The sequence below is a fragment of the Hymenobacter psoromatis genome (assembly GCA_001596155.1).
Classification (GTDB): Bacteria; Bacteroidota; Bacteroidia; order Cytophagales; family Hymenobacteraceae; genus Hymenobacter.
This window is the reverse complement of sequence record CP014771.1, coordinates 2,184,285-2,209,433: the sequence shown is the minus strand read 5'-3', so window position 1 is coordinate 2,209,433 and position 25,149 is coordinate 2,184,285. Positions and strand designations below refer to the sequence as shown.

Genomic DNA, 25,149 nt, shown 5'->3' with positions numbered 1-25,149 from the left:
ATGGTTTAATGAGTTGAGGGTTTGGGGCGGGTACCGGGGCAGTTAGGCGTTCGTTACGAGGGTAGGAAAAAAATTGGCGGTTATTAATATCCTACACCTACCAGTTGTCGCAAAGGTGCGGGCAGCAAGTTGCCTCAAGAAAAAGATTATCCCAACCCGCCCAAACCTTACCCCAACGCCCGCCCTACCCCCTCATTCCTCCCGCAAGGCCACGGCCGGCTGAATGCCCGCCGCCAGCCGGCTGGGGTAGAGCGCGCAGGCCGCCGCCAGCAGGTAGAGGCCGCCGGCGGCCAGCGCCATCGCCGTGAGGTACACGCCGGCCGGCGCGTCGAACGCGCCCAGCAGCGGAAACTGCACCGCCACCAGCAGCCCCAGCGCCAGCCCGAAGGTGGTCAAAACCAGCGTTTCGCCTACTATCAGGCGCGCAATGGCCCCGGCCGGTGCTCCCAAAGCCCGGCGCACGCCCAACTCGGAGCGGCGAGCACTGATAGCCAGCCACAGTACTCCAAACAGTCCCAGTGCCACGTTGAGCAGCAAAAACACACTCATCACGCCCAATAGTAGGGGCTTCGTCAGTAATTGCTTCATCTGGCTCTCGTGCATTTCGGACAGCGTGCGAATGGTGCTTGACCAGCCCGGCCCGATGCGGCGGATGTCGTCGGATAGGCGCTTTTCGAGCGTCGCACCGCTGCCGGCCCGCACCCGCACTAGCATCGTCGTGGGTAGAAACAGCGTATCGCGGGGCATTATCGGCCCGAATATAGCGGGCAGCGGCTCGGCCAGCTCGCCGTCAGTGCGGTAGGCCTGCACCAGGCCCACCACCCGCATCTGCTGCTCGTTCATAGTCAGCAATTGGCCCAGCGCCGATTCGCCCCCCGGCAATAGGGCGCGTTGCAGCCGTTCGTCAATCACCACAGCCGGGTGGGGACCTAGTAGCGCGTCGGTGGCTGGGTCGAACCAGCGGCCCGCTACCACGCGCAGCCCCAGCAGCTCACGCAGCTCCGGCCCCACCGGGTATTGGTTAACGTTATTAACGGCTAGCTTGGTGCCCGTGTGCGGGTTGATGAAGTCGAGCGAAGTAAGGCTATTATTAAAGGAAAAGGGAGTATTAGAGGCCGTCACGGCCACGCTTTCCACGCCGGGGGTGGCCCGCAGGTTGGCCAGCACCAGTTGTAGGGTGGCTAGGCCCTCGGCCTTGGACTGGGTGCCGGAGGTGATATTTACCTGCCACACGTTGTCGTAGCGGAAGCCCAGCGGCTGGCGGTAGTTCTGCCATAGGCTGGTGCCCAGCGTGCCCACCGCAAACAGCACCACGAAGGCCAGAAAAATCTCCAGTACCAGCAGGGCATTGGCCCGGCGGCGGTTCCACATCAGGGTAATTACGTGGCGTATCATACGGTAATTTCTCCTTTAAGAGCCTGATTGGCTGGTAGTTTTGACATCTTGTAAGCCGGGTAAGCCCCCGATAGCAGCCCGAACACCAGCGCCAGCGCCAGCCCCACTCCAAACACGCGCCCGTTCAGTCCCAAGTGGGCGTAAGGAATCAAGTGGCTGGTATTGAGTAGGTGCAGCACTCCCGCCGCCAGGCCCAGGCCCAGCACCCCGCCCACCAGCGTCAGCAGCACGTTCTCAACCAAAAACTGCCCCACCAGCCGCCCGGCCGTGGCCCCGAAAGCCTTGCGCACCCCAATTTCGGAGGACCGTTCTAGGGTGCGACTCACGTTGATATTGACCAGGTTAAGGGCGGGTAGCAGGATAAATAGCAGCCCCAGCCCCAGCCAGCGCCGCCAGAAAGCCCCGGCGTTGCCGCCCTGGTCGGCCTCATTGCTGTTGCTAGTCATGTAGTGAGCTAGCAGCGTGCGGGCGTAGGAGTGAATTTCCTTGTATTGCTGCGGGTCGGGCACGGGCACCCGGCGCAGCACCCGCTGGTATTCGTCCTGGATGGCCGGCACATCGGCAGCCCGCCGCGCCAACACGATGGCCTGAAACTCGCCCTGGTAGTTGGGGTCGCGCAGGTCGGCCGTGGTAGTGGTAGTGGGCAGCCAGCACTCGGCGTAGGTCAACTCGCGCGAAGTGGACACGTCGGCCACCACGCCCACCACCCGGTAGGGGCGGCCTTCGAGCTGTAGGCTCTGGCCCACGGCGGCGGTCGCGGTGCCGAAGCAGCGACGGGCCACCGTTTCATTGAGCACCAGTACGTGGGCCGCGTCGCGTACCTCGGCCGCGTTGTATGGCCGGCCGGCCACGAAATCAAAGTTCAGCACCTGCCAGAAAGTGGCATCGGTGTAGCGACGGTCAGCCTTCACCACCTGCTGGCCCACGTACAGCGCAATGTTGGTTGGGTAGGCATGGCTAATGGAAATAGCTTCGGGGCCGCGCAACGTCTGCACGTAGCGCTGCAAGAAATTGTAGCCCAGGCTGGAAGAACCCTGTGCCTCCGGCCCTTGCAGTATCATACGGTTGATAAATAGCAGTCTGTCCGTATGCAGCTCGGGCCGGCGCGCGCCCACCGCGTGGTCAAACAGGGCGTACACCACCACCAGCATCATCAGCGTGAAGCTGATGCCAAACAGGCTGATGGCCGTGAAAAACTTGCGCCGGAGCAGGACCTTCCAGGCAATTTTGAGGTAGGAGAGAAGCATGGAATTATTAAGTTTAAAAGCCATTTGTCATTGCGAGCGCAGCGAAGCAATCGCACCCGAACGACACCCGCGCCGGTCGTTCTGCTAGCTCGTTCTGGTTTCGTTTGGGTGCGATTGCCGCGCTTCGCTCGTAATGACAAGAGGGCAGAATTACGCCACTTGCCGGCCATCAAAAAACCGAATCAACCGCTGCGTTTTCAGGGCCTGCTGCTCGTCGTGGGTAACCATGACGAGGGTGGTGCCCTGCTCGCGGTTCAGCCCCAGCAGCAGGTCTAGGATTTCTTCGCCCATCACCGAGTCGAGGTTGCCGGTGGGCTCGTCGGCCAGGATAATTTCGGGCTCGCCGGCCAGGGCGCGGGCAATGGCCACCCGCTGCCGCTGCCCGCCGCTGAGCTGCGCCGGGAAGTGGCCAGTGCGGGCATTGAGCCCCACCTTATCGAGGGCGGCGAGGGCGCGGCGGCGGCGCTCGGTGCCGCCTACCCCCGGCCGGTAGAGCAGGGGCAGCTCCACGTTGTCGCGCACCGAGAGGTCGTTGATTAAGTGGTAGCTCTGGAAAACGAAGCCGATTTTGTGGTTGCGCAGCCCCGCCAGCTCCTTATCCGAAAACGAGGTAACCGGCCGGCCGTCAATGGCAATGGTGCCGGCGCTGGGCTCGTCGAGCAGCCCCATCAGGCTGAGCAGCGTGGACTTGCCGCAGCCGCTCGGCCCCATCACCGACACGAACTCGCCGCGCTGGATGCTGATATTGACGTTGCTCAGCGCCACGGTTTCAATGGTGCTGGTCTGGTACACTTTCTCAATGCCGGTGAGCTGGATGACGGGCGGGGGGGTAGGATGTAGCATGGTAGGGTGCGGGGCTTGCCCCCGCCCGGCCGCCAGGGCCTCTTGGGGAGATGAAAAAAGTATATAATTTAGGAGCGGTGGCTGATAATAGCCGGACGCCAGGGCGGGGGCAAGCCCCGCACCCTACTCCAGCGGCTGTTGGGTTTCAAAATCAAATAACGTCAAGCCGCGCAGCCGATAATACCCCACCCAGCCCGCCCGCAGGGCCAGAATGTAGCCGCGCCGGGCCAGGTCCTTGGCGGCCGAGGCCAGGGTGAGGTCGGTGAGGCTGAGGCGGCCGGCCTCGTAGGTGGCGCGGGTGATGGCGTAGCGGCGCTGGGCCAGGGTGTCGGCGCGGGCGGCGAGGCGGGTTTGGCGGGCCAGGGCGGGCACCTGGGCCGCCTGGGTGAGCACGGTTTGCTCGAAGCTGCGCTGGTCCTGGCTCACGGCGGCGGCGGTTTGGTCCTGGGTTAGCTCGGCGGTGCGGACGGTGGCGCGGCGCTTGCCCCAGTCCACGAGGGGTAGGGAGAAGGCCAGCGCCACCTGCTGCTGGTTTTGCAGGGCACGGTAGCTGTCGAGCAGGGCGGGGGCCTGGTTCACGTAGCCGAGGTTGGCGGTGAGGGTAGCCAGCAGACCGGTGCTGCCGCGGGCCTGGGCCACGTCGCGGGCGGCTTGCAGCTGCCGCCGTTGCAGGGCCAGCACCGCCACCCGGTGCTGCCGGGCCTGGGCTAGCGCCTCGGCCGGCTGCACGGCCAGGGCGGGTGCGGGGGGCGGCACGGCCAGCGGCGCGGCCCCGGCGGCGGCGGCGGTGATGTCGGGGGTAGGGAGGGCGCAGTAGGTGCGCAGGCCCACGGTGGCGGTTTCGGCATCGAGCAGCGCCTGGGCCTGGGCCTGCTGGGCGTTTAGGAGGTTCAATTCGAGCTGAAGCAAGTCGCTTTGGGAGAGGCGGCCGAGCTGGTATTTCTCCCTACCCACCCGCAGCAGCTCGGCGGTGGCCTGGGCATTCTGGCCGGCCACGGCGGCGGTCACCTGCTGCAAAAGCACGTCGAAATACAGCTCCGTAACGTGCTGCGCGATGGCCTCGCGGTCTTCCAGGTACTGGCGCTGGCTTTCCTGATACAGCAGCGGCTCGATGCGGCGCGCCCACTTCAGGGCGTTGAAATAGCCCAGCGGCTGGGTCAGGCCCAGGGTAAAGGGCTGGTTGTTGTAGCGTTTCTCGGTCCGAATAAAATCATCGAACCGCTGCACCTGCGAGCCCACCACCACCTGCGCGCCGGTGAGGCCGATGTTCTGGGTCAGGTTCACCGCCAGCAGCGAGTTATTATAACGCACTGATTGAAAGGAAGTCGTGCCATCGGGCTGCACCACCGGGATGATGGCCCGGTTGAAGCTCGGCACCACGCCTTGCAGCGCCAGCTGCGGCCGGTAGCTGGCCTGGTAGGCGCGGTAGGCCCAGTAGCCGCCCTCGCGGGCGGCGCGGGCCTGGCGGCCGGGGGCGGCCGTGGTCAGGGTTTGCTGGATGAGCAGGGGTAGGGTGAGGGTTTGGGCGGGGGCTTTTAGGGAAAGTAACAGCAGCAGTAGGAGTCGCCCTGCCCGGCTTACCTCACCCCCCGGCCCCCTCTCCTGCGGAGAGGGGGAGCCGGACGATTGCTGATGGCGCGACGATTTTTTACAGGTAAAAAACACGGGTATAATTCTTATGAATTTTGAATAAAGAATCGTCTGGCTCCCCCTCTCCGCAGGAGAGGGGGCCGGCCCCAAAGGGGTCCCGTGAGGTAAGCCGCGGAGGGCGACCCCAACTCACTCCACTCGCAATTCTGGTGTATCCACGAACCCCTTGGTATCCGACACAATCACTTCTTCCTCCACCCGCAAGCCGCTCAGCACCTGCACGTAATCCGTATTACTATCCCCAAAGCGCACTACCCGCCGCACGGCCCTACCCCCCGCCAGCACGAACACCGGCTGCTCCTGCCCGCCCTGGTAAAAGGGGCCGTTCTTGAGGCGCAGCACGCTGCGGTGGGCGCGGGTGACCACGAACACGTCGGCGCGCAGGTTGGCGCGCAGACCGGGGTGGTGGTCGTTGGCGAGGGTAGCGTAGAAGGTTACTACCCCCTTGTCCACGGCAGGGCTGATGCTGGCCACGGTGCCGGGCAGGTCGGTGCCGGGGCCGAGGCGCACCAGCACGGCATCGCCGGGGTGCAGCTGGTCGGCGTAGCTGTCGGAAAGGGTGGCGCGCACGCGGTAGCGGCTCAGGTCGGCCACCCGCGCCAGGGCCTCGCCGGCCTGCACAGTGCTGCCCAGGTTGTCGTTCACCCAGGTCAGCACGCCGGGCAGCTGGCTGCTGATGTCGGCCTGCCGCAGCTTGGCGGCCTGCTCCGCAATGCTGCGCCGCTGCATGGATACCGTGTAGCCCAGCTCGCGGCGGTCGGCCTGGCTGGACTGGCGCTGGTTGGCCAGCTGCCGGCGCAGGCGCTGGGCTTCGAGGCGGGCGGTGCGCAGGTTCAGCTCGGCCTGGCGCACGGCCTCGGAGGTGCCGCCCCCGATGGCCAGCAAATGCTGCTCGTCGCGCAGCGCCGATTCCAGGCTGCTCACCTTCAGGTCCTGGCTTTGCTGCTGGGCTTGCAGGTCGGTAAGGCTGCGGTCCAGCGTCAATTGCAATTGCGAGTTCTTGTTCTGGTTGCGCAACTGCTCATCGTCGAGCTTCGCCAGCGCTGAGGCGGCCAGGTTTTTATCTAATTCCAGAATGAGTTGGCCCGGCCGTACCCGCGCGCCCACCGCCAGCGCCACCCGCCGCACCGTGCTCGAAATGGGGCTGGTAATGACCACCTCCCGCGCCGGAATAAGCGTGCCGGCAGCAGTGAGCGTCGCGTCCACGTCGCCGGTCTCTACGGTCGCCGTCAGGATATCTACCCGCCGCAAACTCGGCTGCACCACGGCGCGCAGCCCCAGCCCGGCCGCCAGCAGCCCGCCCCCTACCCCCAGGCCGAGGAGCCAGGCGCGCCGCCGGCGGCGGCGCTGGGTAGCAGGGGCAAGTACTCTGTCCATGAGCGGGCAAGGGGGTAGGGGTTGCTCCTACCAAAGCCAAGTGCCGTGCCATTTCAGCAAAATGCTTTAAATCAATTGCTTGTATTTGATTAATGAAAACCGACTTGCTCGGAAAGTGTCCATTTTCGAGTGGACTGTCCGCTAGCGGACACCAGGCGAAGTAGGGTGCGGGGCTGGCCCCCGCCCGGCGTTGAACGGACCCGGCGCTAGTCGTTCAACGCCGGGCGGGGGCAAGCCCCGCACCCTACTTCGCCCGCACCTGCTCCCAGGCAATTTTTTGCAGCCGCCCGGCCACTGCGGGCGCGATGCCGAGCGCGGCGGCGGCCGCCTCTTTTTTGCCCAGCCGGCGCGGGTCGTAGCCCGTCACTTCGGCCAGTACCACGCAGGCGTTGAGGTAAGAGCCGTAAATGCTGGGGTGGTAGTGGTCGCGGCCCCAGAGGTCTACTTTGCCGGGCTCGGCGGCGTCGTAGGGGTTGGGGTCGGCCAAGCCCTGGCGCATGGCGCGCTGCCAGGCATCGCCGGCCGGGGCCACGCCCGCGAAACCGTGGTCCTGCGCCGCGGCCTGGTAATACGCGCGGTGCAGGTCAGTGCCCATCGAGTCGAGGGGTAGGCCCGAGTAGTTTTGGCCGGCGGGGTAGGTGAGGTCGGCCCGCGGCCAGGTTTCGTAGAGGTACACTTTCGCCTGTGGGTTGGCTTGGTGCACGGCGGCTTCCAGCTTGGTGGCGTAGGTGAAAAACCGCGCCGGCTGGCCGCCGTGGCGCGTGGGTACCGGCCCGGTGCTGTAATCGTGCATCACCACCGTATTCCACTTAGGCTGCTTAATAACGGCCAGCGCGCTGTCGTAGTGAAACTGCAAGGTCTGCCCGCTGATGGCTTCCAGATGCACTTCGTAATCGAATCCCGCCTCGTCGGTCAGCTTCTTGAAAATGCCCGGAATGCCGCCCCACGGCCCATCCGCGTGCTCGCGGGCGCTGCGCGGCCCGGTGGGCTTGAAGTTTTCGTCGGTCACGGCCACCGTATTGTAGCTCAGCACCGGCTCAAAAGCCCCGTGAAAAAAGCTGTTGCCCACGAAGAGAATAACCGTGGGCTTGATAGCCGCCTGGGCCGCGGCCGGGGGGGTAGGGGCGACCAGCAACAGCGCCGGGACGAGGAGCAAACGCATACCGAAAAAAGTGAGGTGGAGGTTGTGGTAGACAAAAGAACGAGCTATTCTTCGGCAAATCCCTACCCCCCGCTACTACTTCAGCTCCGCCTTCAGCGCGGCAATCACCTCCGGGTTCGGCACGCAGTTCTTGAACCTGATATCCTCCAGAATAACCGGCAGCTCGGCCGCCGATTTCACATCCACCAGGTAGGGCGGCTTGATGCGCAGCAGCGCCGCGATGGGCTGGTCGCTGAAGCGCTTGTAGGTCCAGTTGCACCAGCCGATGCCCACGCTGTTGAGGTTGTGGGCGGCCTCGCCCATCCACTGCGGCGAATTTTCGCCGGTTTCGCCCACCCACACCGGCACGTTTTGCGCTTCGCGAAAGCGCAGCAAGTTGCCGATGGCCCCGAGCTGATTGGCGTCGGGGTTGCTGGCATCCAGCGCGTTGCTGAGCGGGTATTTGGGCATGATGCTGTACCGGTGGGAGTTATAGACCAGGTTTTCGCGATGCGTGAAGCTGGCGGGCAGCAGGTCGTTGTAGTTATTGCCGTAGCCGTTGCCTTCCAGCAGCAGCAAATGCTGGTCGCCCTGGGCGCGCACCGTGTTGATGAGCCGCTCCAGCGCCGCGTGGATGGGCGGGTTGCCGCCCGGCACGTTATTCGGCTCGTTCAGCAAATCATACATCGCAATGCGCCCATCATCTTTATACCGCTTCGCCAGCGTGGCCCACAGGCCATTCGCCACGTCCTGAAACACGGGTTCCTGCCAAAAATCGTTGGGTTGCAGGATGTCGGCGATGTTCCGGTCGGTACCCTGCGCGCCGGGCGCGGCGTGCAAATCCAGCACCACGTACAGCTTATTGGCCGCGCACCAGGCCAGGGTTTTATCAATCAAACGGATGGCTTCCAGCTTTTGCGGCTCCTGAAACAACTCGCCCTTTTGCTGCCACTCGCGCAGCTTGGCCACGTAGTCGGCGTAGGGCACGGTGCCCCGAATCACGCCGTTGCGCACCGCCCGCTGCGCCGGCGTCAGGAACAGGTCGTAGTGCAGGGGTAGGCGAATACAGTTAAAACCCTGCTTAGCAATAAAGTCAATATCGGCCTTCGTAATAAAGTTATCGCGCCACTGCTGGTAGAATTTCTCCACCGCCGCGTCGCTCAGCCCGGCCGCGTACAGCCCTTTTTTCACCGAGCCCTGGGTGCCGTCATGGCCCGGCTTCATCATGTAGCCTTCCTGCAAAAGCCAGCCGCCCAGGTTCATGCCGCGCAGCAGCACCGCCTGGTGCTGGGCATCCACGATTTTGGGGCCTTCGGCGCGCAGCAGGGGGGCAGGGGCGGTTTGGGCGAAGGCGGTGGTAGCGAGGAAAAGGAGGGGTAGGAATTTCACGGGGGTAGGAAAAGGGAGGATTTTGAGAATTGCTTTATCATAGGTAACGGCGCAGTCGGCGCGGCCGGTCGCCTCACCCCCTGACCCCCTCTCCGAAAAAGGAGAGGGGGCACTGGCCTTGCGCGGACGTTGGAAATCGTCTGGCTCCCCCTCTCCTTTTCGGAGAGGGGGGTAGGGGGGTGAGGCGGACTGGTCGCGCCGACTGCGCCGCTACTTACACTAGAGTGCTTAAAATCAATTAATCACATACGTCGCTATCGAATGCGGCAAGCTGGTAGTCGCGGCCGCCTGGCCCTTTATCCAGAGCTGGAATTCCTGGGGCTTGTCGCCGCTGTTCATCACCACCACGGCCACTTTGCCGTCGGGGTTCTCGAAGGCGGTGGCTTGCAGCCAGTCGCGGTTGGTGGTCACGGCCACGCGCTTCGCGCCCGGATGCACGAACTTCGAGAAGTGCCCGATGTAGTAGTAGGCGTTGGTATAAATGAGCTTCTTATTGGGCAAATCGGCGATGATGGGCGCGAAGCAGAAGTTGCCCACGTGGTTGGGGCCGCCGGTCTGGTCGAGCAGGATGTTCCAGTCGGTCCAGCCCACGGTGCCGGCGTTGAAATCGTTTATCATCGAGAGCCCGTAGCGCTCGCCCAGCCGCCACTCGTTCACCTGGGCAAACTTGAAATTCTCGACGCAGCCCTCCGTAAACATCAAATGGATATTCGGAAAGGCGGTCTGCACCCGGCGCTCGTTGGCGAAGAGCATCGAGCTGCCGGTCCAGGTTTCGTACCAGTGGTAGCCGATGCCCCACACGTACTTGGCGGCTTCGGGGTCTTCGAGAATGGTGCTGGCGCGCTGGTACATCAGGTCGCGGTTGTGGTCCCAGGCGATGAGCTTTTTATCACCCATGCCGTTCTTTTCCAGCGTCGGCCCCAGGAAGCCCTTGATGAAATCGCGCTCTTCATCAGCGGTGTACACGCAAGACTCCCACTTCTGTACGGCCATCGGCTCGTTCTGCACCGTGAGGCCCCAAATGGGGATGCCCTGCTTCTCGTAGGCTTGGATAAACTTGACGTAATACTCGGCCCAGGGCTGCCGGAATTCGGGCAGCAGGTGGCCGCCGTGCAGCAGCTCGTGGTTGGTTTTCATAAAGGCTGGCGGGGTCCAGGGGCTCACGAACATAGTGAGCTTACCCCCCGCCGCCGCCGTGGCTTCCTTGATAAACGGGATGCGGTACTTCTCATCGTGCTTCACGCTGAAGCTCTTCAAACTCACGTCGCCCTCCTTGATGTAATTATAGCTGCCGCTCGAAAAGTCGCAGCTCCCGATGCTGGTGCGCGCCAAGGTGTAGCCGATGCCGTCCGTAGGGCTGTAGTACGCCCGCAGCAGCTCCTGCTGCTGGTCTTTGGGCAGCTTGTAATAGGTTTCGGCCACGGCGTCGGTCAGCGCCCCGCCGATACCCACTAGCGTCTGAAACTGCTTGGTGGGGTCCACGAATACGCACACTTGCGTTTCCACCGGCTGGCCCACTTCCTTGAAGCTGAGGGCCGCGCCGGCCGCCAGGCGCTGGTCGGTGCCCTGGGCAGTGGTGAATACCTGGGCCGTTTTGCCGGCCGCTGAGTAGGGTTGAGTTTGGGCGGCGGCCAGGCCCGGCAGGCCGAGCGCGGCGAGGAAAAGAAAGGAGTTGCTGGTCATTAAAAGAAGTGTGGGAAATTAGAAGGGTTAAATGTATCGTTCTGGCGTGCGCCTCACGAGACCTCTTTGGAGCCGGCCCCAAAGGGGTCTCGTGAGGCGCACGCCAGAACGACCAACTTACCAAATGTACGTAGCCACCGCGCCGCCGTAGAGCGAGGTGCTCACCACTTTGCCCTTGTACTGAATATTAAAGTTTTGCAGCGTGCCGCCGTTGTTCAGCACCACCAGGCAGCGCTTGCCGTTGGGCGTTTTGTAGGCCACGTTGAGCAGGTTGCCGGGCTGGTTGGTGGCCACGCGCACCGAGCCGGGGCGCACGAACTTGCTGCTGTGGGCCACGTTGTAGTAGGCCGGGTTGCGGGTCACCGTGTTGCCGCTGATGGTGACCGCGCCCAGGCACGCATCGCAGCCGCCGGGCGTGTGGGGGCCGTAGTTCTGGTCGCTGGCCAGGTTCCACTCCAGCACGTTCTTGGACCAGTTGCGCACCGCCCCAATCTCCAGGTTGCCCACGTGGTAGGCCAGCTCGCCCCCAAAATCTACCTGGTGACCATTGGTGGGAGCCTGAGTCCAGAACTCGGTGAAGTAGATATTCTTCTGCGGAAAAGCGTCGTGTACCTGGCTCAGCGCCGTAATCGGCCCGCCGTAGAAGTGGAAGGCCGAGCCGTCCACGTAGGGGTAGGCCCCGGCGTCGCCGAGCACGGCCAGCGGGTAGTCGGGCCGGTCGGGGTTGTGGTCGTAGCAGATAATCTTAGTCGTGAGCCCCGCCGCTTTAAAGGCCGGCCCCACGTTGTTCTTAATAAAGTTGGCCTGCTCCTGGGCCGTCATCATCAGGCTGGGGTTATTATTCGGGTTGAGCGGCTCGTTTTGCAGCGTCACCGCGTCAATCGTAATGCCGGCCGCCTTCATGCCCTGGATGTATTTCACGAAATATTGGGCGTAGGCCGCGTAGTATTGCGGCAGCAGCGAGCCGCCCACGCTGTTGTTGTTGGTTTTCATCCACGAAGGCGGCGTCCAGGGCGAACCCAGGATTTTAATGGCCGGGTTCACCGCCAGAATCTCCTTCAGCACCGGAATCAGGCTGGTCTGGTCGGGGGCCAGGCTGAAGTTAGCCAGCGTGGGGTCGGGCTGGGTTGAGTCGTCGTAGGTAAATACCTGGCTATCGAGGTCCGACGACCCGATGCTTATCCGCAAATAGCTCACGCCCAGCGACGTGCTATCAGTAGCAAACAGCTCCTTGATGAGCGCGGCGCGGCTGGCGGCGTCCATGCTGCTCATTACCTGGGCGCTGCCCCCGGTGAGGGCGTAGCCAAAGCCATCCATCGTCTGGAAAGTCTGAGTCGTATCGACCGCGATGATGGGGTCCGAGTTGGTGTTGGCGACGAATTGCAGGTTCACCTTCTGGCGATAAAACAGCGCCGACTTATCGGGCATCGTCAGCCACACCGCCACTTGCGAGCCCGCGGCGGGCGGGGTCACCGGTGGGGGCGGCATAACCGGCGGGGGGGTGGGCGTCGGGGTAGGCGAGTCGGTGCTTTTGCAGCCGCCGGCCAGCAGAGCCAGCATTGGCAGGCAGGCAAGCGAAAGCCAACTGAAAGGAGGGGGGTAGGACATGGGAGGAATAATGACGAGTGACTAACTACTAATGACCTACGCAAGGACAGACGGTTTTGCGTAAGTCCTAATTAGCTTTATTTTGGCAGGTTAACGTATTTTCACCGCAGAAGACGCAGCGGGCTTCGCGGAAGAGTCGCAGAGGTCGTTCTTCTGCGACTCTTCCGCGAAGCCCTCTGCGTCTTCTGCGGTGAAAATACCTGTACTGGAAGCTGTTGCAAGCAGCAGTTTATAATTTGCCAAAGTAGAGTTGATAGCTCAAATGGTAGCTAACTGCTCAAAAAACTACCACGCGTAGGTGCCCACGGCCCCGGCGGGCAGCGTGGCCGCCACCGCCCGGCCCTGGTAGCGCAGGCCGAAGGTTTGGGGCGTTTTCTGGTCGTTGAGCACCAGCAGCACGTGGCCGCCGGTGGGCGTGCGGTAGGCCACGTTGGGCAGCCCGGCCGGGCTGGTCGAGCCGATGCGCACCGACCCTGGGCGCACCCATTTGCTGCTCTGGGCCACCGCGTAGTAAGCCACGTTGCGCGTCACCTGGTCGCCGGGAGCCAGCGTAATAGCGCCCAAGCACTGGTCGCAGCCGCCCGGCGTGTGCGGGTTTTGCTGCGGGTCGGCGGCCAGGTTCCACTCCAGCACCACCTTGGCCCAGTTGCGCGGCGCGCCGATAAACAGGTTTTTCTGGTGCCAGTCGAGGTTGTCGGCAAACTTGCTGCGCGAGCCCACCCACTCCTCCGTGAAGTAGATATTTTTCTGCGGAAAAGCATCATGCACCTTGCTCAGCGCCTCAATGGACCCGGCGTAGAGGTGAAAAGCCGAGCCGTCCACGTACGGATTAGCCGCCGCGTTGCCCAGCACCGTGAGCGGATATTCGGGCTTGTCGGCGTTGTGGTCGTAGCAAATAATCTTGGTTTTCAGCCCCGCCGCCCGCAGCGCCGGCCCCAGGTTTTGGCCAATAAACTCGGCCTCCTGCTCGGCGGGCAGCAGCAGGCTGGGGTTGTTGCCGGGGTGCAGCGGCTCGTTTTGTGGCGTCACGGCATCCAGCGCGATGCCGGCTGCGCGCATCCCTTGCAGGTATTTTACAAAATATTGGGCATACGCGCCGTAGTACTCTGGCTTAAGGCTACCCCCCTTGCTGGCCTCGTTGGTCTTCATCCACACGGGCGGGCTCCAGGGCGAACCCAGGATTTTGAGGGCCGGGCTAATGGCCAGAATCTCCTTCAGCACCGGAATCAGGTACTTTTCATCCGGCACCAAGCTAAAGTGCGCCAGCGTGGGGTCAGTCTGGCCCGCCGGCATGTCATCGTAGCTAAACACCTGCGCATCGAGGTCCGAAGCCCCGATGCTGATGCGCAAATAGCTCACGCCAATGTCGTTGGGGCCGGTGCCAAACAGCTCGCGCAGCAGCCTGGCCCGCGCCGGCGCGCTCATGGCGGCCAGCAGCTCGGCGCTGCCCCCGGTGAGGCAGTAGCCAAAGCCCTCCATCGTCTGGAAGGTCTGGCTATCATCCACCTCGATAACGGCCCCGGCGGGGGGGGTAGGGTCAAATTTCAGGCTGCCCGGCTGCGGGCGCAGCAGCTGCGTCTGGTCGGGGGTGGTGACCCAGGCGCTCACCCGGCCGGCGCGCTGGGCGTGGGCCGGCAGCAGCATAAAAGCCGAGCACGTAGCCAGCAGGTAGGGCAAGACGCTTTTCATGGGTAGGGTAGGGTAGGGTAGGGTGCGGGGCTTGTCCCCGCCCGTCGTTGAACAAAATAAACGCGAATCGTGCAACGATGGGCGGGGGCAAGCCCCGCACCCTACCCCCTAAAAGCCCGGATTCTGCGTGATGAGCGGGTTGGTATTCAGCTCGGCCTGGGGCAAGGGAAACAGCAGGTAGTTCACGTCGCGCGTTTTGCGCATCTGCTGAATAATGTCCAGGGCCGTGACGGCGTGCTGGGCGGTGCCGTCGGCGATGGTCTGGCGGGCGTAGCGCAGCAAGTCGAACCAGCGCTCGCCTTCAAACGCCATTTCGAGGCGGCGTTGGCGGTCAATTTCATCGCGCAGGGCCTGCTTGGTCAGGGCCTGGGGCGAGGCGGCGGTGAGGGCCGCCAGGCCGGCGCGCTGGCGCACCTGGTTGAGCTTGGCCAGGGCGTCGCCGCTGGGGCCGCTCTGCTCGTTGCTGGCTTCGGCATAGTTGAGCAATACTTCCGCGTAGCGCAGCACGTAGGTGTTATCCGTCGAGTTGAAGCCGTTGCCCAGGCTGCGCCACTTGAACACGAAAGGCCCGACGTCGTTGTTGTTGCCATTGCGGCCGGGCTTGCCATCGATGTAGCTTACGTGGCTGCGGCCCACCTGCGCGCCGCTGGCGGCCGTCACGTTGCCGGCGAAGGCCCAGCGCAGGTCGTTCACGGTGTCGGCATAGCTGATAAGCTCGGTGGTCGGAATGTTAAACTTCGGAAACGAGTACGTTGCCAGCGGCGAGGGTAGCATCAGGTCGGGCAGGATGTTGCCGCCGTCGGCGTTGCCCGCGTACTGAATCTCGAAGAGCGACTCGGCACTCTTGTTCTCGGCCGGGTAGAGCGCGTTGAACGAGGAGCTGAGCGATGCGCCGCCGCCAATTACCTTCTGGGCCGCGGCCTGGGCGGCGGTCCAGTTGCGCTGGGTGAGCTGCACGCGCGCCAGCAGGGCGTTGGCCGAGTTCTGGGTGGCGCGGTTGGGGTTGCTGAGCGGCATCTGGGCGGCAGCGGCGGTCAGGTCGGCCACCACCTGGGCATATATCTGGTCGCTGGTGGCGCGGGCCAGGTTCACGTCGGCGGGCGCGCCGCTTTCAGTGGGCAACAGGCGCAGCGGCACCCCGCCGTAGGCCCGCACCAGGTTGAAGTAGTTGAGCGCCCGCATGAAGCGCGCCTCGCCCAAAATCTGGCGGCGGCGCACGGTGTCCATCGTCACGGTGGGCACATATTTGAGCACCACGTTGGCCCGGTTGATGCCCAGGTAGCCCTGCTGATACACGTTATACACCTGGCTGGTCGTGGATACCCAGATGATTTTATCCATCGCGTTCACGTCCCCATTGGTGCTGGTGCAGTTGTCGGAGGGCATTTCGCCCATCACGTTCAGGTCCTGGCCGTAGGCCCCCGTGCCTTGCAGCGCGTCGTAAGTAGCCGTGAGGCTGGCCTCCGCGTCGCTCGAACTTTTAAAGAAGTTACCGGGCGCGATGGTCGTCAGCGGGGCCTTGTCGAGAAAATTACAGCCGGCCAGCAGGCCGAGCGCGCAGACGGGCAATAAAATAGAGAGCTTTTTCATGAGAATTCTAACCGGCTAATAGCTTAAAAATTGGCATTCAGGCCCACGGTGTAGGTGCGCGCCTGCGGGTACACGCCGTAGTCGCGGCCAAAGCCGGTAGTGGAGAACGGGTCGGCGCTCACCTCCGGGTCGTAGCCCGTGTATTTGGTCCAGGTCACCAGGTTCTGGGCGGTCACGTACACGCGCAGGGTTTTGACGGCCGCCCGCTTCGAGAAGGCCGTGGGCACGTTGTAGGCCAGGGTCAGGTTCTTGAGGCGCACGTAGGAGCCGTCCTCAACCCAGCGGTTCGAGAAGCGGTTGTTGCCGTTGGGGTCGTTGCGCACCGGGCGCGGCACGTCGGTGTTGGTGTTGCCGGGCGCCCAGTGGTCCAGCACGCGCGGGGTCTGGTTCAGCGGGTCCGACTGCGATTCCAGCAGCTGGCGGGTCTGGTTGTAGATTTCGTTACCGAAGCTGCCCTGGAAGAATACGCTCAACTCCAGGCCTTTGTAGGAGAAGTTGTTGGTTACCCCACCAAACGCCTTGGGGTTGGGGTTGCCGATAACGGTCTGGTCCTTGGCGTCAATTACGCCGTCGCCGTTCACGTCCACGAAGCGCAGGTCGCCGGGTTGGGGACGGTTGCCGTTCTGGGTGGGCGCTGCTTGGCCCTCCGCGGCGGTCTGAATGATGCCGGCCGTCCGGTAGCCGTAGAAGGCTCCCAGCGGGCTACCCACTTGCGAAATGCTGTAGCCGGTGCTCAAAATAGTGCGGTTGGAACTCACGCCAGCGTCGCTCACTTGCTGGCCCAAGTCCAGAATCTTGTTGCGGTTGCCGCTGATGTTGAAGTTGGTCGTCCAGCCGAAGCCGTTGTCTTTCGACTGCACGTTGGTCGTAACCAAGCCAAGCTCGATGCCCTTGTTTTCCACGCTACCCACGTTTTGCAGCACGCTCAGCGAGGCCGCGCCCGTGCTCACTGGAATCGGCACGTTCAGCAGCAGGTTGCTGGTGCGCTTGTCATAGACGTCGAAGGTGAAGGTAAGGCGGTTGTTGAACGCGCCCAGGTCCAGGCCGGCGTTATACTGGCGGGTGGTTTCCCACTTCAGCGCGTCGTTGCCGATGTTGCTCTGCGTGATGCCGCCCAGAATGGCCGAGCCACTACCCTGGTAGTTTGAGCCGGTGCCGTAGGTAGGGAAGCGCTGGTAGGTATAAATCTCCTGGTTGCCGTTGGCCCCGAAGCTGGCGCGCAGCTTCAGGTTCGACACCACCGTGTTCTGCGGGAAGAACGACTCCTTGGCCACGTTCCAACCCAGGCTCACGGCCGGGAAGTAGCCAAAGCGGTTTTGGGTGGCGAAGCGGCTGGTGCCGTCGGCGCGCAGGCTCACCTGGGCCAGGTAGCGCCCGTCGTAGTCGTAGGTGGCGCGGGCAAAGAAGCTGAGCAGGCTCCACTGGTCAGCGTAGCTATACGGGATGCCATTGACGGTGGAGCCGCCGCCCAGGTAGGGCACCGCGTTGGAGGCGAAGCCCTTGGTGGAGGCCCCCGACGTGTAGCGGTCCGAAGCCTGCATCGACTGGCCGGCCAGCAGCGTCAGGTGCTGGCGGTCGCCCAGGTTCGGGTTGTAGGTCAGCGTGTTTTCGAGCAGCCAGATGGTCTGCTGGTTCGAGGCCGTAGAGGCCGAGCCGCGGGTCGAGGGGTCGGCGTTGGAGGTGCCGGGGTAGTTGGTGCTGGTGAACTGCGTTTCGTTCTGAGTGCGGAAGTCGATGCCTACCGAGCTGCGCGCCTTCAGGTTTTTCAGCACGTCAAACTCGCCAAACAGGTTGCCCACCACCTGGTACACGGTGGCCAGGTTGCTGCTTTCGAGCAGGTTGCCCACCGGGTTGTCCGACTGGTTGAACGGGTTCACGCCGTAGGTGCCGTTCGGGTTCAGGATGGGAATGGTAGGAATCTGGGAGAGCGCGCCCAGCACCGTGCCCCCGTTGCCGAGGGCCGCCTCCGAGCGCACGCTACCGTTGGTGTAGGTGCGGCTCATGTTGAGGTTGGTGCCGATGCGGAAGCGGGTGCTCAGCTCCTCGGTCAGGTTAAGCTTGAAGTTGTAGCGGTTGAAGCCCGAGTTCTGGCTGATGCCCTGCTGGTCGAAATAGCCGCCGCTCACATAGTAGCGCGTCTTCTCGGTGCCGCCGCTCACGCTGAGCTGGTAGTTCTTCTGGTAGCCGGGGCGATACACGGCATCTTGCCAATCAGTGTTGTAAGGGCCGGGATTGGTGGGGTCCGCAAAGCCGGGGGCCAGCCCCGCGCCCGCCTGAATGGCGTTGAATTCCTGGGCAAACTGCTGGGCGTCGAGCACGGCCAGCTTCTTGCGCAGGTACTGGCGGCCGTAGTACACGTTCAGGCCCACCTGGGCCTGGCCCACCTTGCCGTGCTTGGTCGTGATAACCACTACCCCGTTGGCGGCCCGCACGCCGTAGATGGCGGCGGCAGCCCCGTCCTTGAGCACGTCGATGCTCTCGATATCGTTGGGGTTGATGGTGTTGAGCGGGTTCAGGCGCTGGCTGTTCACACTTAACTCCTGCTGGTATTCCGGGATAATCGGCACGCCGTCCACCACATACAGCGGCGAGGCGTTGAGGTTGAGGGTAGCATTGCCCCGCACCCGCACGTTGATGCCCGCGCCCGGCGCGCCCGAAGGGGCCGTCACCTGCACGCCGGGGGCCTGGCCCTGCAAGGCCTGGTCGAAGCCCGCCACCGGCTGGCGCTCAATGGCCGCCGCGCTCACCGAGGTCACGGCCGTGGTCAGCTCCTGGCGCTTTTGGGTGCCGTAGCCCACCACCACCACTTCATTCAGGCTCTGCTGGTCTTCCTTGAGGCGAATCTCAAACGTGCGGGTCGTGCCCACCGGAAACTCCTGGCGCACAAAACCCACCGAGCTGAATACCAGGGTGCTGCCCTCCGGCACGGTTATCGAAAAGCGGCCGTCGGCATCGGTCGAGGCCCCGTTCGTGGTGCCCTTCACCAGCACCGTCACGCCGGGCAGCGGCTCGCCCCTAGAGTCGGTCACGCGGCCCGTCACGGGGATGTCCTGCGGCGCTATGGCGGCTCCCGCGGCCGTGGTGGCCACCGGCTGGCCGGTCACCACAAAGTAGTTGGGCCGCAGCTCCTTAAACTGAAGGTGCGCGGCGGGCAGCACCGTGGCCAGGCGCTCGGCCAGCGTGGCGGCCGGCGTTTCGGTGGGCACCAGCACGCGCTTGTTGTCCACCAGCTCGCTTTCGTAGAAAATGGTGGCGTGATACTCGCTTTCCCACTGCGTAAGCAGCGTTTTGAGCGATACCGAGCTGGCGCGGACGGGAGCCGGCGCGCTTTGCACGGCCACGTTGGCGGCCAGCAGCTGCGCCGAGGCCGGCATACCCATTGTTTGGAGCAGCAGTACGCTGGCGGCCAGGCAGGCCGGGCGGCCGTAGTGCTTGCCCAGGGGGGTAAGAAGTGTAGGCATAATGAGGTGGGGGGAAGGAAAAGAAAAACTACTTTTTTTCAGCCAGGGTTAGTTGATTGCCCTGGCGCGAGACTTGGAGGTGAAAGGTTTCTTCGAGGGCCTGCAGCAGGGTAGGGAGGTCGCTCACGGGCACGGTGCCCGTCATGCGGCGGCGGTTCAGCTCGGGGGTAGCCACGGTCACGTCGAGGCCGTAGGTGTCATGCAGGCGGGTAGCCAGCTCGGCCATCGTGGTTTCGTCGAGCACCAACTGGGCATCTTTCCAGGCGGCGTAGGGGGCGGTATGCACCCTGGTGTGCGTCACGAGGGCCGGCTGGTCGTCTTGGGTTTCCACCAGCTCGCCGGGACGCAGAATCACGTCAGGCTGCTGGTCGTCGTCAAACTCCACCCGCACCTTGCCCGAGAGCAGCACCACCCGCGTCTGGCCGCGCCGGCGGGCCACCACGAACTTGGTGCCCAGCACCTCCACTTGCAGCCCCGCCGTAGTGTGCACCAGAAAGCGCTGGTTGTTCGGCATATGCCGCACCGAAAAGAACCCCTCCCCATCGAGCCACACCTCGCGGGGCTTATCGGGCTGCCAGGCGGCAGCATAGCGCAGCGTCGAGTGGCCATTGAGGGTCACCTGCGAGCTATCGGGTAGCGTCAGCGTGCGCGTCTGGCCATACGGCGTGGCTACGGCCAGCGGGGCCGCCGGCCGGTGGGTGCCATAATAGAGCCAGCCGCCGCCAGCCACAGTGCCGGCCAGCGCGGCCGCCGCGGCCCAGCGCCGCCACGTGGGCGTGGCCCGGTAGCGCGGCGCGGCCGGGACCAGCTGGAGGCGGGTGCGCCGCAGCAAGTCTTCGTAGTCGGGCTCGCTAGCCAGGGGTAGGGGCGGGGCGGCGGCCAGCGCTTCCCAGTGAAGCTGCAGCCAATGCTGGGCCAGCAGTTGGTTGGCGGGCTGGGCCAGCCAGGCGCGCACGGCCGCCGCCTCCGGGGCAGTGGCCGTGCCAAGCACGTAAGCAGCAACTACTTCCTGAGTAATGTCTGGCATCATAGAGAGCTGTCGAAAGTGAGCGGCGAACCCCGGTCGGGCCGGGTAATTGAGTAATCACTCCACCGTTTTCAGTCGTTTGCAGTAGTACACATCCCCTACCCCACCCCCCTTAGCCAGCTGCCCAAAAAAAGATAAAATCGTATTAATTCACTGGTTGACAGTGCTAAAAAATAACAAAAATGGCTGCCTGCCCAGCCGGTGCGCCACCAGGGCTGGGCCTACCGGGTGCCGGCAGCGTGCGTCAGCACGTTGGTGCTCTGGGCCAGGTTGGCCAGCGAGTCGCGGTCGGCCCGGCGGCCGTCGAGCGGCGCGTATAGCTCCAGGCTGGAGCGCAGCAGCGAATCGGCGGCCAGCGCGCGGGCCTCGTCGGCGTTCATGCCGGCGCGGTAGAAGAGCCAGCTGCGAAACTGCCCACCCCTGGGCGCCGCCCTACCCCCCAGCGAGAGCCTGCGCGTGTGCAGGCGCTCGGGCCGGCTGCCTACCGGGTTGCCATCGAGGTACAAAATCGTTTCGCCCCGCGCGAAGAAGTGCGTCAGCATCACTTGGTGCCACTGCCCGTCGGCCACGCTGGCGGGGGTAGTGAGCTGGCCGCCCAGGGCCGAAGCGTAGGTGAGCCGGCCGCCGCGCCCAATGCGCAGGCTGCCCGCGCGGGTGCTGTCTTGCAGCGTCAGCAGGGTGCCGCAGCCCGTGGTACGGAAGCTGAACACCTGCGTGAAGGGATGCACCAGCGCCTCGGGCACGAAGCGCAGCGCCCCGGCCCGGCCCAGGCGCACGCCCGCAGTGGGCGTGCGCTGGGGTAGGGGCTTGCCCGCCCGCAGCGCATCAAATAGCGAGGGCACCCAGGCGTGCATCAGCTCGGCGTGGCCCTCGTTGTTGGGGTGCAGGGCATCGTCCCAGTAGCCGGCGGCCCAGTGGCCGGCGCCGTCGTCCACGGCCCCGAGCAGGTTCACAGTGGGCACAGCCCAGCCTTGCAGCAGCAGATTCAGCCGCCGGATGTAGGCGTAGTCCTGCGCCGTGTAGTCGTTGCGGGTGTAGCTGTTCGTGACCACCGGCACCATGCCCTGCGTCCGCGCCTGCTCAATAAGCACCTGCATATTGGCCACAAACTGGTCAAACATTGGCTGCCCGCGCTCGTGAATACCCTCGTTGCCGAGGGCCAGCGCATACACCACGTAGCGCCCTTGCTGCGGCAGCAGGTCGCGGTCCCAGCGCGCCAGCACCTTCACCGTGTTGTCGCCCGGCACCGAGATGTTGCTGGTTGTCCAGGCCGCTCCCTGGCCGGCCGCCGCGCGCCGCGCCAGCAGCGTGGCGTAGCGGCTGGCGTAGCCATACTTGCCCGTGGCGCCCTGCCCAAACGGCACCGACGAGCCGAAGAAGACGATTTTCAACTCGTTGAGCGCGGCCGGGGGCGTCGGTTGGGGCCGGCCACGCACTTCGGCGCGGGCCGGGGGGGTAGGGGCCATCAGCACGAAGCCCGCGCTCACGGCGCTCAGGCTCAGGAGCAACAGTTTTTTCAGCATGGAAAGGAGGAGGTGAGTGGATGGTAGGGAGGCTCGCCCCGCGCCGGGCATCCCGCTAGCTCTTATGCACCGCCAGCGCCAGCAGCAGCCCCAAAATACCGCCGCCGTGCAGCTTAAAATACTTGCGCAGCGTCTTGAGAGCCTGCACGATGTGCGCCTCCACCGTTTTCACCGACACGCCCTGGCGCTCGGCAATTTCGGGGTAGGAGAGGCCCTGCTGCCGGCTCAGCACAAACACCTCGCGCTGCTTGGGGGGTAGGCGGTCGAGGGCGGCCAGGTAGAGCGCTTCCATTTCCTGGTACTCGACCTCGTTGGCTACGCTGGCGGGGCCGGCGGCTGCCACTTGGCCGTGCAGGCGCAAGTGGTGCTGGTCGCGCCGCAGCTCATTAAGCACCGCGTGGTGAGCCGTCGTAAACAGGTAGCCCTTCAGCGGCACGTCTTCGCGCAGCTGCTCGCGCTTTTCCCAGATTTTGATAAAGCACTCCTGCACAATTTCCTCAGCCGCCGGGCGCGACTTCAAGTAGCCGTAAGCGAAGCGGTACACTAACGTGCTATAGTGCCGAAAAAGCGCGTCAAAGGCCCGCTCGTCGTCCTGCTTGAGGCGGCGAAGGTATTCCGGTTCTGGAAAAGCGGACGGGGCGGGCAAAGGCTGGGGGTTGAGATTACGCCGAAATTACAAAAAAATTACGGACCTCGTCCGCCGGGCCCTGCCGGTAGCGACCGGCCCGGCCGGCGCACGCAACACTAGCCCGACCTTAGCTAGGCTGGGCAGCTGGTTAGCAGGGAGCTAGCTATTGACGGCCTTACCCTCATTTCCGCGCGAAGCGTAACCGGATAGATGTTGTTTGCAACATTGTTTCGCTTTAAAATAAAATTTTTGTCCCGTTCAGGCAGGTTGCGATTTTGCCCGAAAAGGCATGTTGAATGCGGCTTAATTAAATGCAACATAGTTTCATAATATGTCAAATCTGCGATTTCGACGTGTTCAGGGCATTTTGGGGGCGTGGTAGAAAGTGGTAGAAAGTGGTTAGTTTTTTGAAACCACTCGTACTTTTGTCTTCCTCGCTGGCGCCGCGGTCCAGCCCGACTTGTCCCATCCATGCACCAGCTTCTCTCCGGCGAATACGACTGCAAGCTCGACCCCAAAGGTCGGCTGGTGCTGCCCGCCAAGGTGAAAGCGGCGCTGCCCGATGCCTACGCCAACCAGCTGGTGCTGGTGCGCGGCTTCGAGCCCTGCCTGGTGCTCTACCCGCGCTCGGCCTGGGAGCTGATTCACGCCAAGGTGATGGCCCTGGATGAGTTCAACGAAGAATACCGGCAGTTCCAGCGCAACTTCTTCCGGGGCATGACGGAGGTGGAGCTCGATAGCATCGGGCGCTTTGGCCTGCCGGGCTCCATGCGCCGCTACGCCGGCCTCGAAAAAGAGGCGGTGATTGTGGGCCTCGGCAACCGCTGCGAAGTGTGGGACCCCGCCCGCTACGACGAGTATTTAATCAAGGACCAGCAGGCATTTTCCAAGCTGGCCCAGAAGTTCTTATCGGACACGCCCGAAAATGTAGGGTAGGCTTTAGCTTGCTGTAATCAGCTGAAATTTAATAGAATAACATTTTTCTTCTTCGACAAGCTAAAGCTTACCCTACACTCTTCCGGCAAGCTGAAGCTTACCGCACATTCGCTACCCCTCCCTGCGCTTCCCATCCCAATGAGCACCCGCCCCAACGATACCGCATACCACCGCCCGGTGATGCTGGCCGAATGCCTGGCTGGCCTCGACCTGGTGCCCGGTGGCCGGTACGTGGACGTCACGTTTGGCGGCGGCGGGCACTCGGCCCGTATGCTGGAGCAAATAAGTGAGGGCCACTTATATAGCTTCGACCAGGACGAAGCCGCCGAGCGCCAGGCGGCCGAGCTGGCCCGGCCGCAATTCACGTTTATCCGGGCTAATTTTCGGTACCTCGCGGCCGAGTTGGCCCAGCGCGACGCCCTGCCCGTGGATGGCCTGCTGGCTGATTTGGGCGTGTCGTCGCACCAGTTCGACACGGCTGAGCGCGGCTTCAGCACCCGCTTCGACGGGCCGCTTGACATGCGCATGGACCCGCAGGATGGCAGCATAGCCACCGCCGCCGACGTGCTCAACGACTATGACGAGGCCGCGCTGCACCGCATTTTTGGTATGTACGGCGAGGTCACCAACGCCCGCACCCTGGCCGCGACCGTGGTGCAGGCCCGCCGCCAGCGCCCGCTGCGCACTATTCAGGAGCTCAAGCACGCCATTCAGCCGGTGGTGGCGCGCGGCAAGGAGAATAAATACCTGGCGCAAGTATTTCAGGCTCTGCGCATTGAGGTGAATGATGAATTGACGGCCTTGCAGGAAATGCTGACCCAGACCGCCGAGGTGCTGCGCCCCGGCGGCCGCCTGGTGGTGATGAGCTACCATTCGCTGGAAGACCGGCTGGTGAAGAATTTTCTGAGTCAGGGCAAGTTTTTCGGCCAGGCTGAGAAGGATTTGTATGGCCGCGTGCGCCTGCCTTTTGAGGCGCTCACGCGCAAGCCGATGGAGGCTTCGGCCGACGAAACAGCCGAAAACAGCCGCGCCCGCAGTGCCAAGCTGCGCATTGGCGTCCGAACCCTCATTCCCGCGTAAGCTCATGGCCGGTAATACGATACGTCCTGTTGCGGCTGGCCCGCCCCGCGCCAATACCGTGCGTGCCCCCCGCGTGCCCGAGCCCGTGAACGAGGCACCGGTTGCCGTAGCCGCCGCGCCGCCCGTGGCCGCGCCTACCCCCCCGCCGGCCCCCCAACCCGCGCCTACCCCCCCCAAAGCCCGCAAGCCCGCCGCGCCGGAGCCTGAGTTTACCGCGCCCGCCTGGGAGCCCCACGAGGGCCGCACGGCCACCGGCTGGAGCCTGTTTTCGCTGCTCGACCGCTTCACGGGCTTCGACGGGCTGTTTCGCGAGGGCTTGCCGGTGCGCTTCCTGCCCAAGCTGCTCTTCGTGATGCTGCTCACGCTGCTCTACATCGGCAACACGCACTACGGCAACCGCATGAACCGCAACATTCAGCGGCTCAAGCAGGAAACGGAGGATTTGCGGGCCGATTATACGACGCTGAAATCGGACTACATGGAGGCCAGCAAGCAGAGCGAGGTGGCCCGCAAGGTGGCGGCCATCGGGCTGGTCGAAAGCTCGTCGCCGCCCTTCCGCATCACCGTGCCGGCCGGCCGCCTCGACGAGGCCGAACTGGAAACCATGCCTGTGCTCACCGCCGACACTCTGGCCGCCCGCGCCGCCCGCGACTCGGTGGCCTCGGTGCGGGCCGATTCCATTCAGGGCCGGGCGCGCCGCCAGCAGCTGGGCTTATCTACTGACGATGAATCGCTGGAGCTGGGCGCACCGCCACCCGGCCTGGACCCCGAAGGCGCACCGCCGACCGACGCGAGTAAGGCATTGATTGACAAGTTGAAAGCCAGGCATAGCCAACCGGAAGCATCGCCTAGGTCGAAAGAAATTAGTACAAAAAAGTCTAA

General features: G+C 63.8%; 17 protein-coding genes and 1 pseudogene. 3 read left to right on the top strand and 15 right to left on the bottom strand.

Annotated elements, in window-relative coordinates:
* Positions 1 to 192 precede the first annotated feature (192 nt).
* From A0257_09375 to A0257_09305, 15 genes are all read right to left on the bottom strand, one after another.
* A complete protein-coding gene (locus A0257_09375) occupies positions 193 to 1,395 on the bottom strand; it encodes a hypothetical protein (protein AMR27289.1) in 1,203 nt (400 codons plus the stop codon).
* On the bottom strand, positions 1,392 to 2,666 hold the full coding sequence (locus A0257_09370) for a hypothetical protein (protein AMR27288.1): 1,275 nt from the start codon (positions 2,664 to 2,666) through the stop codon (positions 1,392 to 1,394). Before A0257_09370 ends, A0257_09375 begins: the two co-directional genes overlap by 4 nt.
* A gap of 126 nt (positions 2,667 to 2,792) precedes the next feature.
* Positions 2,793 to 3,485 carry a macrolide ABC transporter ATP-binding protein gene (locus A0257_09365; protein AMR27287.1) on the bottom strand — a complete coding sequence of 231 codons (693 nt, stop codon included), beginning with the start codon at positions 3,483 to 3,485 and terminating at the stop codon, positions 2,793 to 2,795.
* A gap of 123 nt (positions 3,486 to 3,608) precedes the next feature.
* Positions 3,609 to 5,150 (bottom strand): hypothetical protein, encoded by a 1,542-nt coding sequence (locus A0257_09360; GenBank protein AMR27286.1) that lies wholly within the window; start codon positions 5,148 to 5,150, stop codon positions 3,609 to 3,611.
* A gap of 114 nt (positions 5,151 to 5,264) precedes the next feature.
* Positions 5,265 to 6,512 (bottom strand): RND transporter, encoded by a 1,248-nt coding sequence (locus A0257_09355; GenBank protein ID AMR27285.1) that lies wholly within the window; start codon positions 6,510 to 6,512, stop codon positions 5,265 to 5,267.
* A gap of 244 nt (positions 6,513 to 6,756) precedes the next feature.
* Complete coding sequence (locus A0257_09350) at positions 6,757 to 7,674, bottom strand: hypothetical protein (GenBank protein ID AMR27284.1); 918 nt, start codon at positions 7,672 to 7,674, stop codon at positions 6,757 to 6,759.
* Between the two features lie 75 nt (positions 7,675 to 7,749).
* Positions 7,750 to 9,042 carry a hypothetical protein gene (locus A0257_09345; protein AMR27283.1) on the bottom strand — a complete coding sequence of 431 codons (1,293 nt, stop codon included), beginning with the start codon at positions 9,040 to 9,042 and terminating at the stop codon, positions 7,750 to 7,752.
* Positions 9,043 to 9,276: 234 nt separating this feature from the next.
* The gene (locus A0257_09340; protein ID AMR27282.1) at positions 9,277 to 10,725 is read right to left on the bottom strand and encodes a glycosyl hydrolase; all 1,449 of its coding nucleotides are present in this window, start codon (positions 10,723 to 10,725) and stop codon (positions 9,277 to 9,279) included.
* 117 nt (positions 10,726 to 10,842) lie between these two features.
* Positions 10,843 to 12,333: a glucosylceramidase gene (locus A0257_09335; protein AMR27281.1), complete on the bottom strand. Its 1,491-nt coding sequence runs from the start codon at positions 12,331 to 12,333 to the stop codon at positions 10,843 to 10,845.
* 285 nt (positions 12,334 to 12,618) lie between these two features.
* Positions 12,619 to 14,022 (bottom strand): glucosylceramidase, encoded by a 1,404-nt coding sequence (locus A0257_09330; protein ID AMR27280.1) that lies wholly within the window; start codon positions 14,020 to 14,022, stop codon positions 12,619 to 12,621.
* Positions 14,023 to 14,130: 108 nt separating this feature from the next.
* Positions 14,131 to 15,612 (bottom strand): glycan metabolism protein, encoded by a 1,482-nt coding sequence (locus tag A0257_09325; protein AMR27279.1) that lies wholly within the window; start codon positions 15,610 to 15,612, stop codon positions 14,131 to 14,133.
* Between the two features lie 23 nt (positions 15,613 to 15,635).
* Positions 15,636 to 19,073 carry a hypothetical protein gene (locus A0257_09320; GenBank protein ID AMR27278.1) on the bottom strand — a complete coding sequence of 1,146 codons (3,438 nt, stop codon included), beginning with the start codon at positions 19,071 to 19,073 and terminating at the stop codon, positions 15,636 to 15,638.
* Positions 19,074 to 19,101: 28 nt separating this feature from the next.
* On the bottom strand, positions 19,102 to 20,103 hold the full coding sequence (locus A0257_09315) for a hypothetical protein (protein ID AMR27277.1): 1,002 nt from the start codon (positions 20,101 to 20,103) through the stop codon (positions 19,102 to 19,104).
* 218 nt (positions 20,104 to 20,321) lie between these two features.
* Positions 20,322 to 21,623, bottom strand: a complete 1,302-nt coding sequence (locus A0257_09310) for a hypothetical protein (GenBank protein ID AMR27276.1) — start codon at positions 21,621 to 21,623, stop codon at positions 20,322 to 20,324.
* 55 nt (positions 21,624 to 21,678) lie between these two features.
* Positions 21,679 to 22,269, bottom strand: a complete 591-nt coding sequence (locus tag A0257_09305; protein ID AMR27275.1) for a hypothetical protein — start codon at positions 22,267 to 22,269, stop codon at positions 21,679 to 21,681.
* A gap of 453 nt (positions 22,270 to 22,722) precedes the next feature.
* On the opposite strand from A0257_09305, the gene A0257_09300 reads away from it, so the two are divergent.
* The 3 genes and pseudogenes from A0257_09300 (at position 22,723) to A0257_09290 (ending at position 24,835) form a co-directional block, all read left to right on the top strand.
* A complete protein-coding gene (locus A0257_09300) occupies positions 22,723 to 23,187 on the top strand; it encodes a division/cell wall cluster transcriptional repressor MraZ (GenBank protein AMR27274.1) in 465 nt (154 codons plus the stop codon).
* Between the two features lie 138 nt (positions 23,188 to 23,325).
* Positions 23,326 to 24,267 carry a 16S rRNA (cytosine(1402)-N(4))-methyltransferase gene (locus A0257_09295; GenBank protein AMR27273.1) on the top strand — a complete coding sequence of 314 codons (942 nt, stop codon included), beginning with the start codon at positions 23,326 to 23,328 and terminating at the stop codon, positions 24,265 to 24,267.
* 262 nt (positions 24,268 to 24,529) lie between these two features.
* Positions 24,530 to 24,835 (top strand): annotated as a pseudogene (locus A0257_09290) (hypothetical protein).
* The last annotated feature ends 314 nt before the right edge of the window (positions 24,836 to 25,149 follow it).

Coding starts and splice junctions, on each gene's coding strand:
- A0257_09375 (AMR27289.1), bottom strand. CDS start 1,395: ATGATACGCCACGTAATTACCCTGATGTGGAACCGCCGCCGGGCCAAT.
- A0257_09370 (AMR27288.1), bottom strand. CDS start 2,666: ATGGCTTTTAAACTTAATAATTCCATGCTTCTCTCCTACCTCAAAATT.
- A0257_09365 (AMR27287.1), bottom strand. CDS start 3,485: ATGCTACATCCTACCCCCCCGCCCGTCATCCAGCTCACCGGCATTGAG.
- A0257_09355 (AMR27285.1), bottom strand. CDS start 6,512: ATGGACAGAGTACTTGCCCCTGCTACCCAGCGCCGCCGCCGGCGGCGC.
- A0257_09350 (AMR27284.1), bottom strand. CDS start 7,674: ATGCGTTTGCTCCTCGTCCCGGCGCTGTTGCTGGTCGCCCCTACCCCC.
- A0257_09340 (AMR27282.1), bottom strand. CDS start 10,725: ATGACCAGCAACTCCTTTCTTTTCCTCGCCGCGCTCGGCCTGCCGGGC.
- A0257_09335 (AMR27281.1), bottom strand. CDS start 12,333: ATGTCCTACCCCCCTCCTTTCAGTTGGCTTTCGCTTGCCTGCCTGCCA.
- A0257_09330 (AMR27280.1), bottom strand. CDS start 14,022: ATGAAAAGCGTCTTGCCCTACCTGCTGGCTACGTGCTCGGCTTTTATG.
- A0257_09325 (AMR27279.1), bottom strand. CDS start 15,612: ATGAAAAAGCTCTCTATTTTATTGCCCGTCTGCGCGCTCGGCCTGCTG.
- A0257_09320 (AMR27278.1), bottom strand. CDS start 19,073: ATGCCTACACTTCTTACCCCCCTGGGCAAGCACTACGGCCGCCCGGCC.
- A0257_09315 (AMR27277.1), bottom strand. CDS start 20,103: ATGATGCCAGACATTACTCAGGAAGTAGTTGCTGCTTACGTGCTTGGC.
- A0257_09310 (AMR27276.1), bottom strand. CDS start 21,623: ATGCTGAAAAAACTGTTGCTCCTGAGCCTGAGCGCCGTGAGCGCGGGC.
- A0257_09300 (AMR27274.1), top strand. CDS start 22,723: ATGCACCAGCTTCTCTCCGGCGAATACGACTGCAAGCTCGACCCCAAA.
- A0257_09295 (AMR27273.1), top strand. CDS start 23,326: ATGAGCACCCGCCCCAACGATACCGCATACCACCGCCCGGTGATGCTG.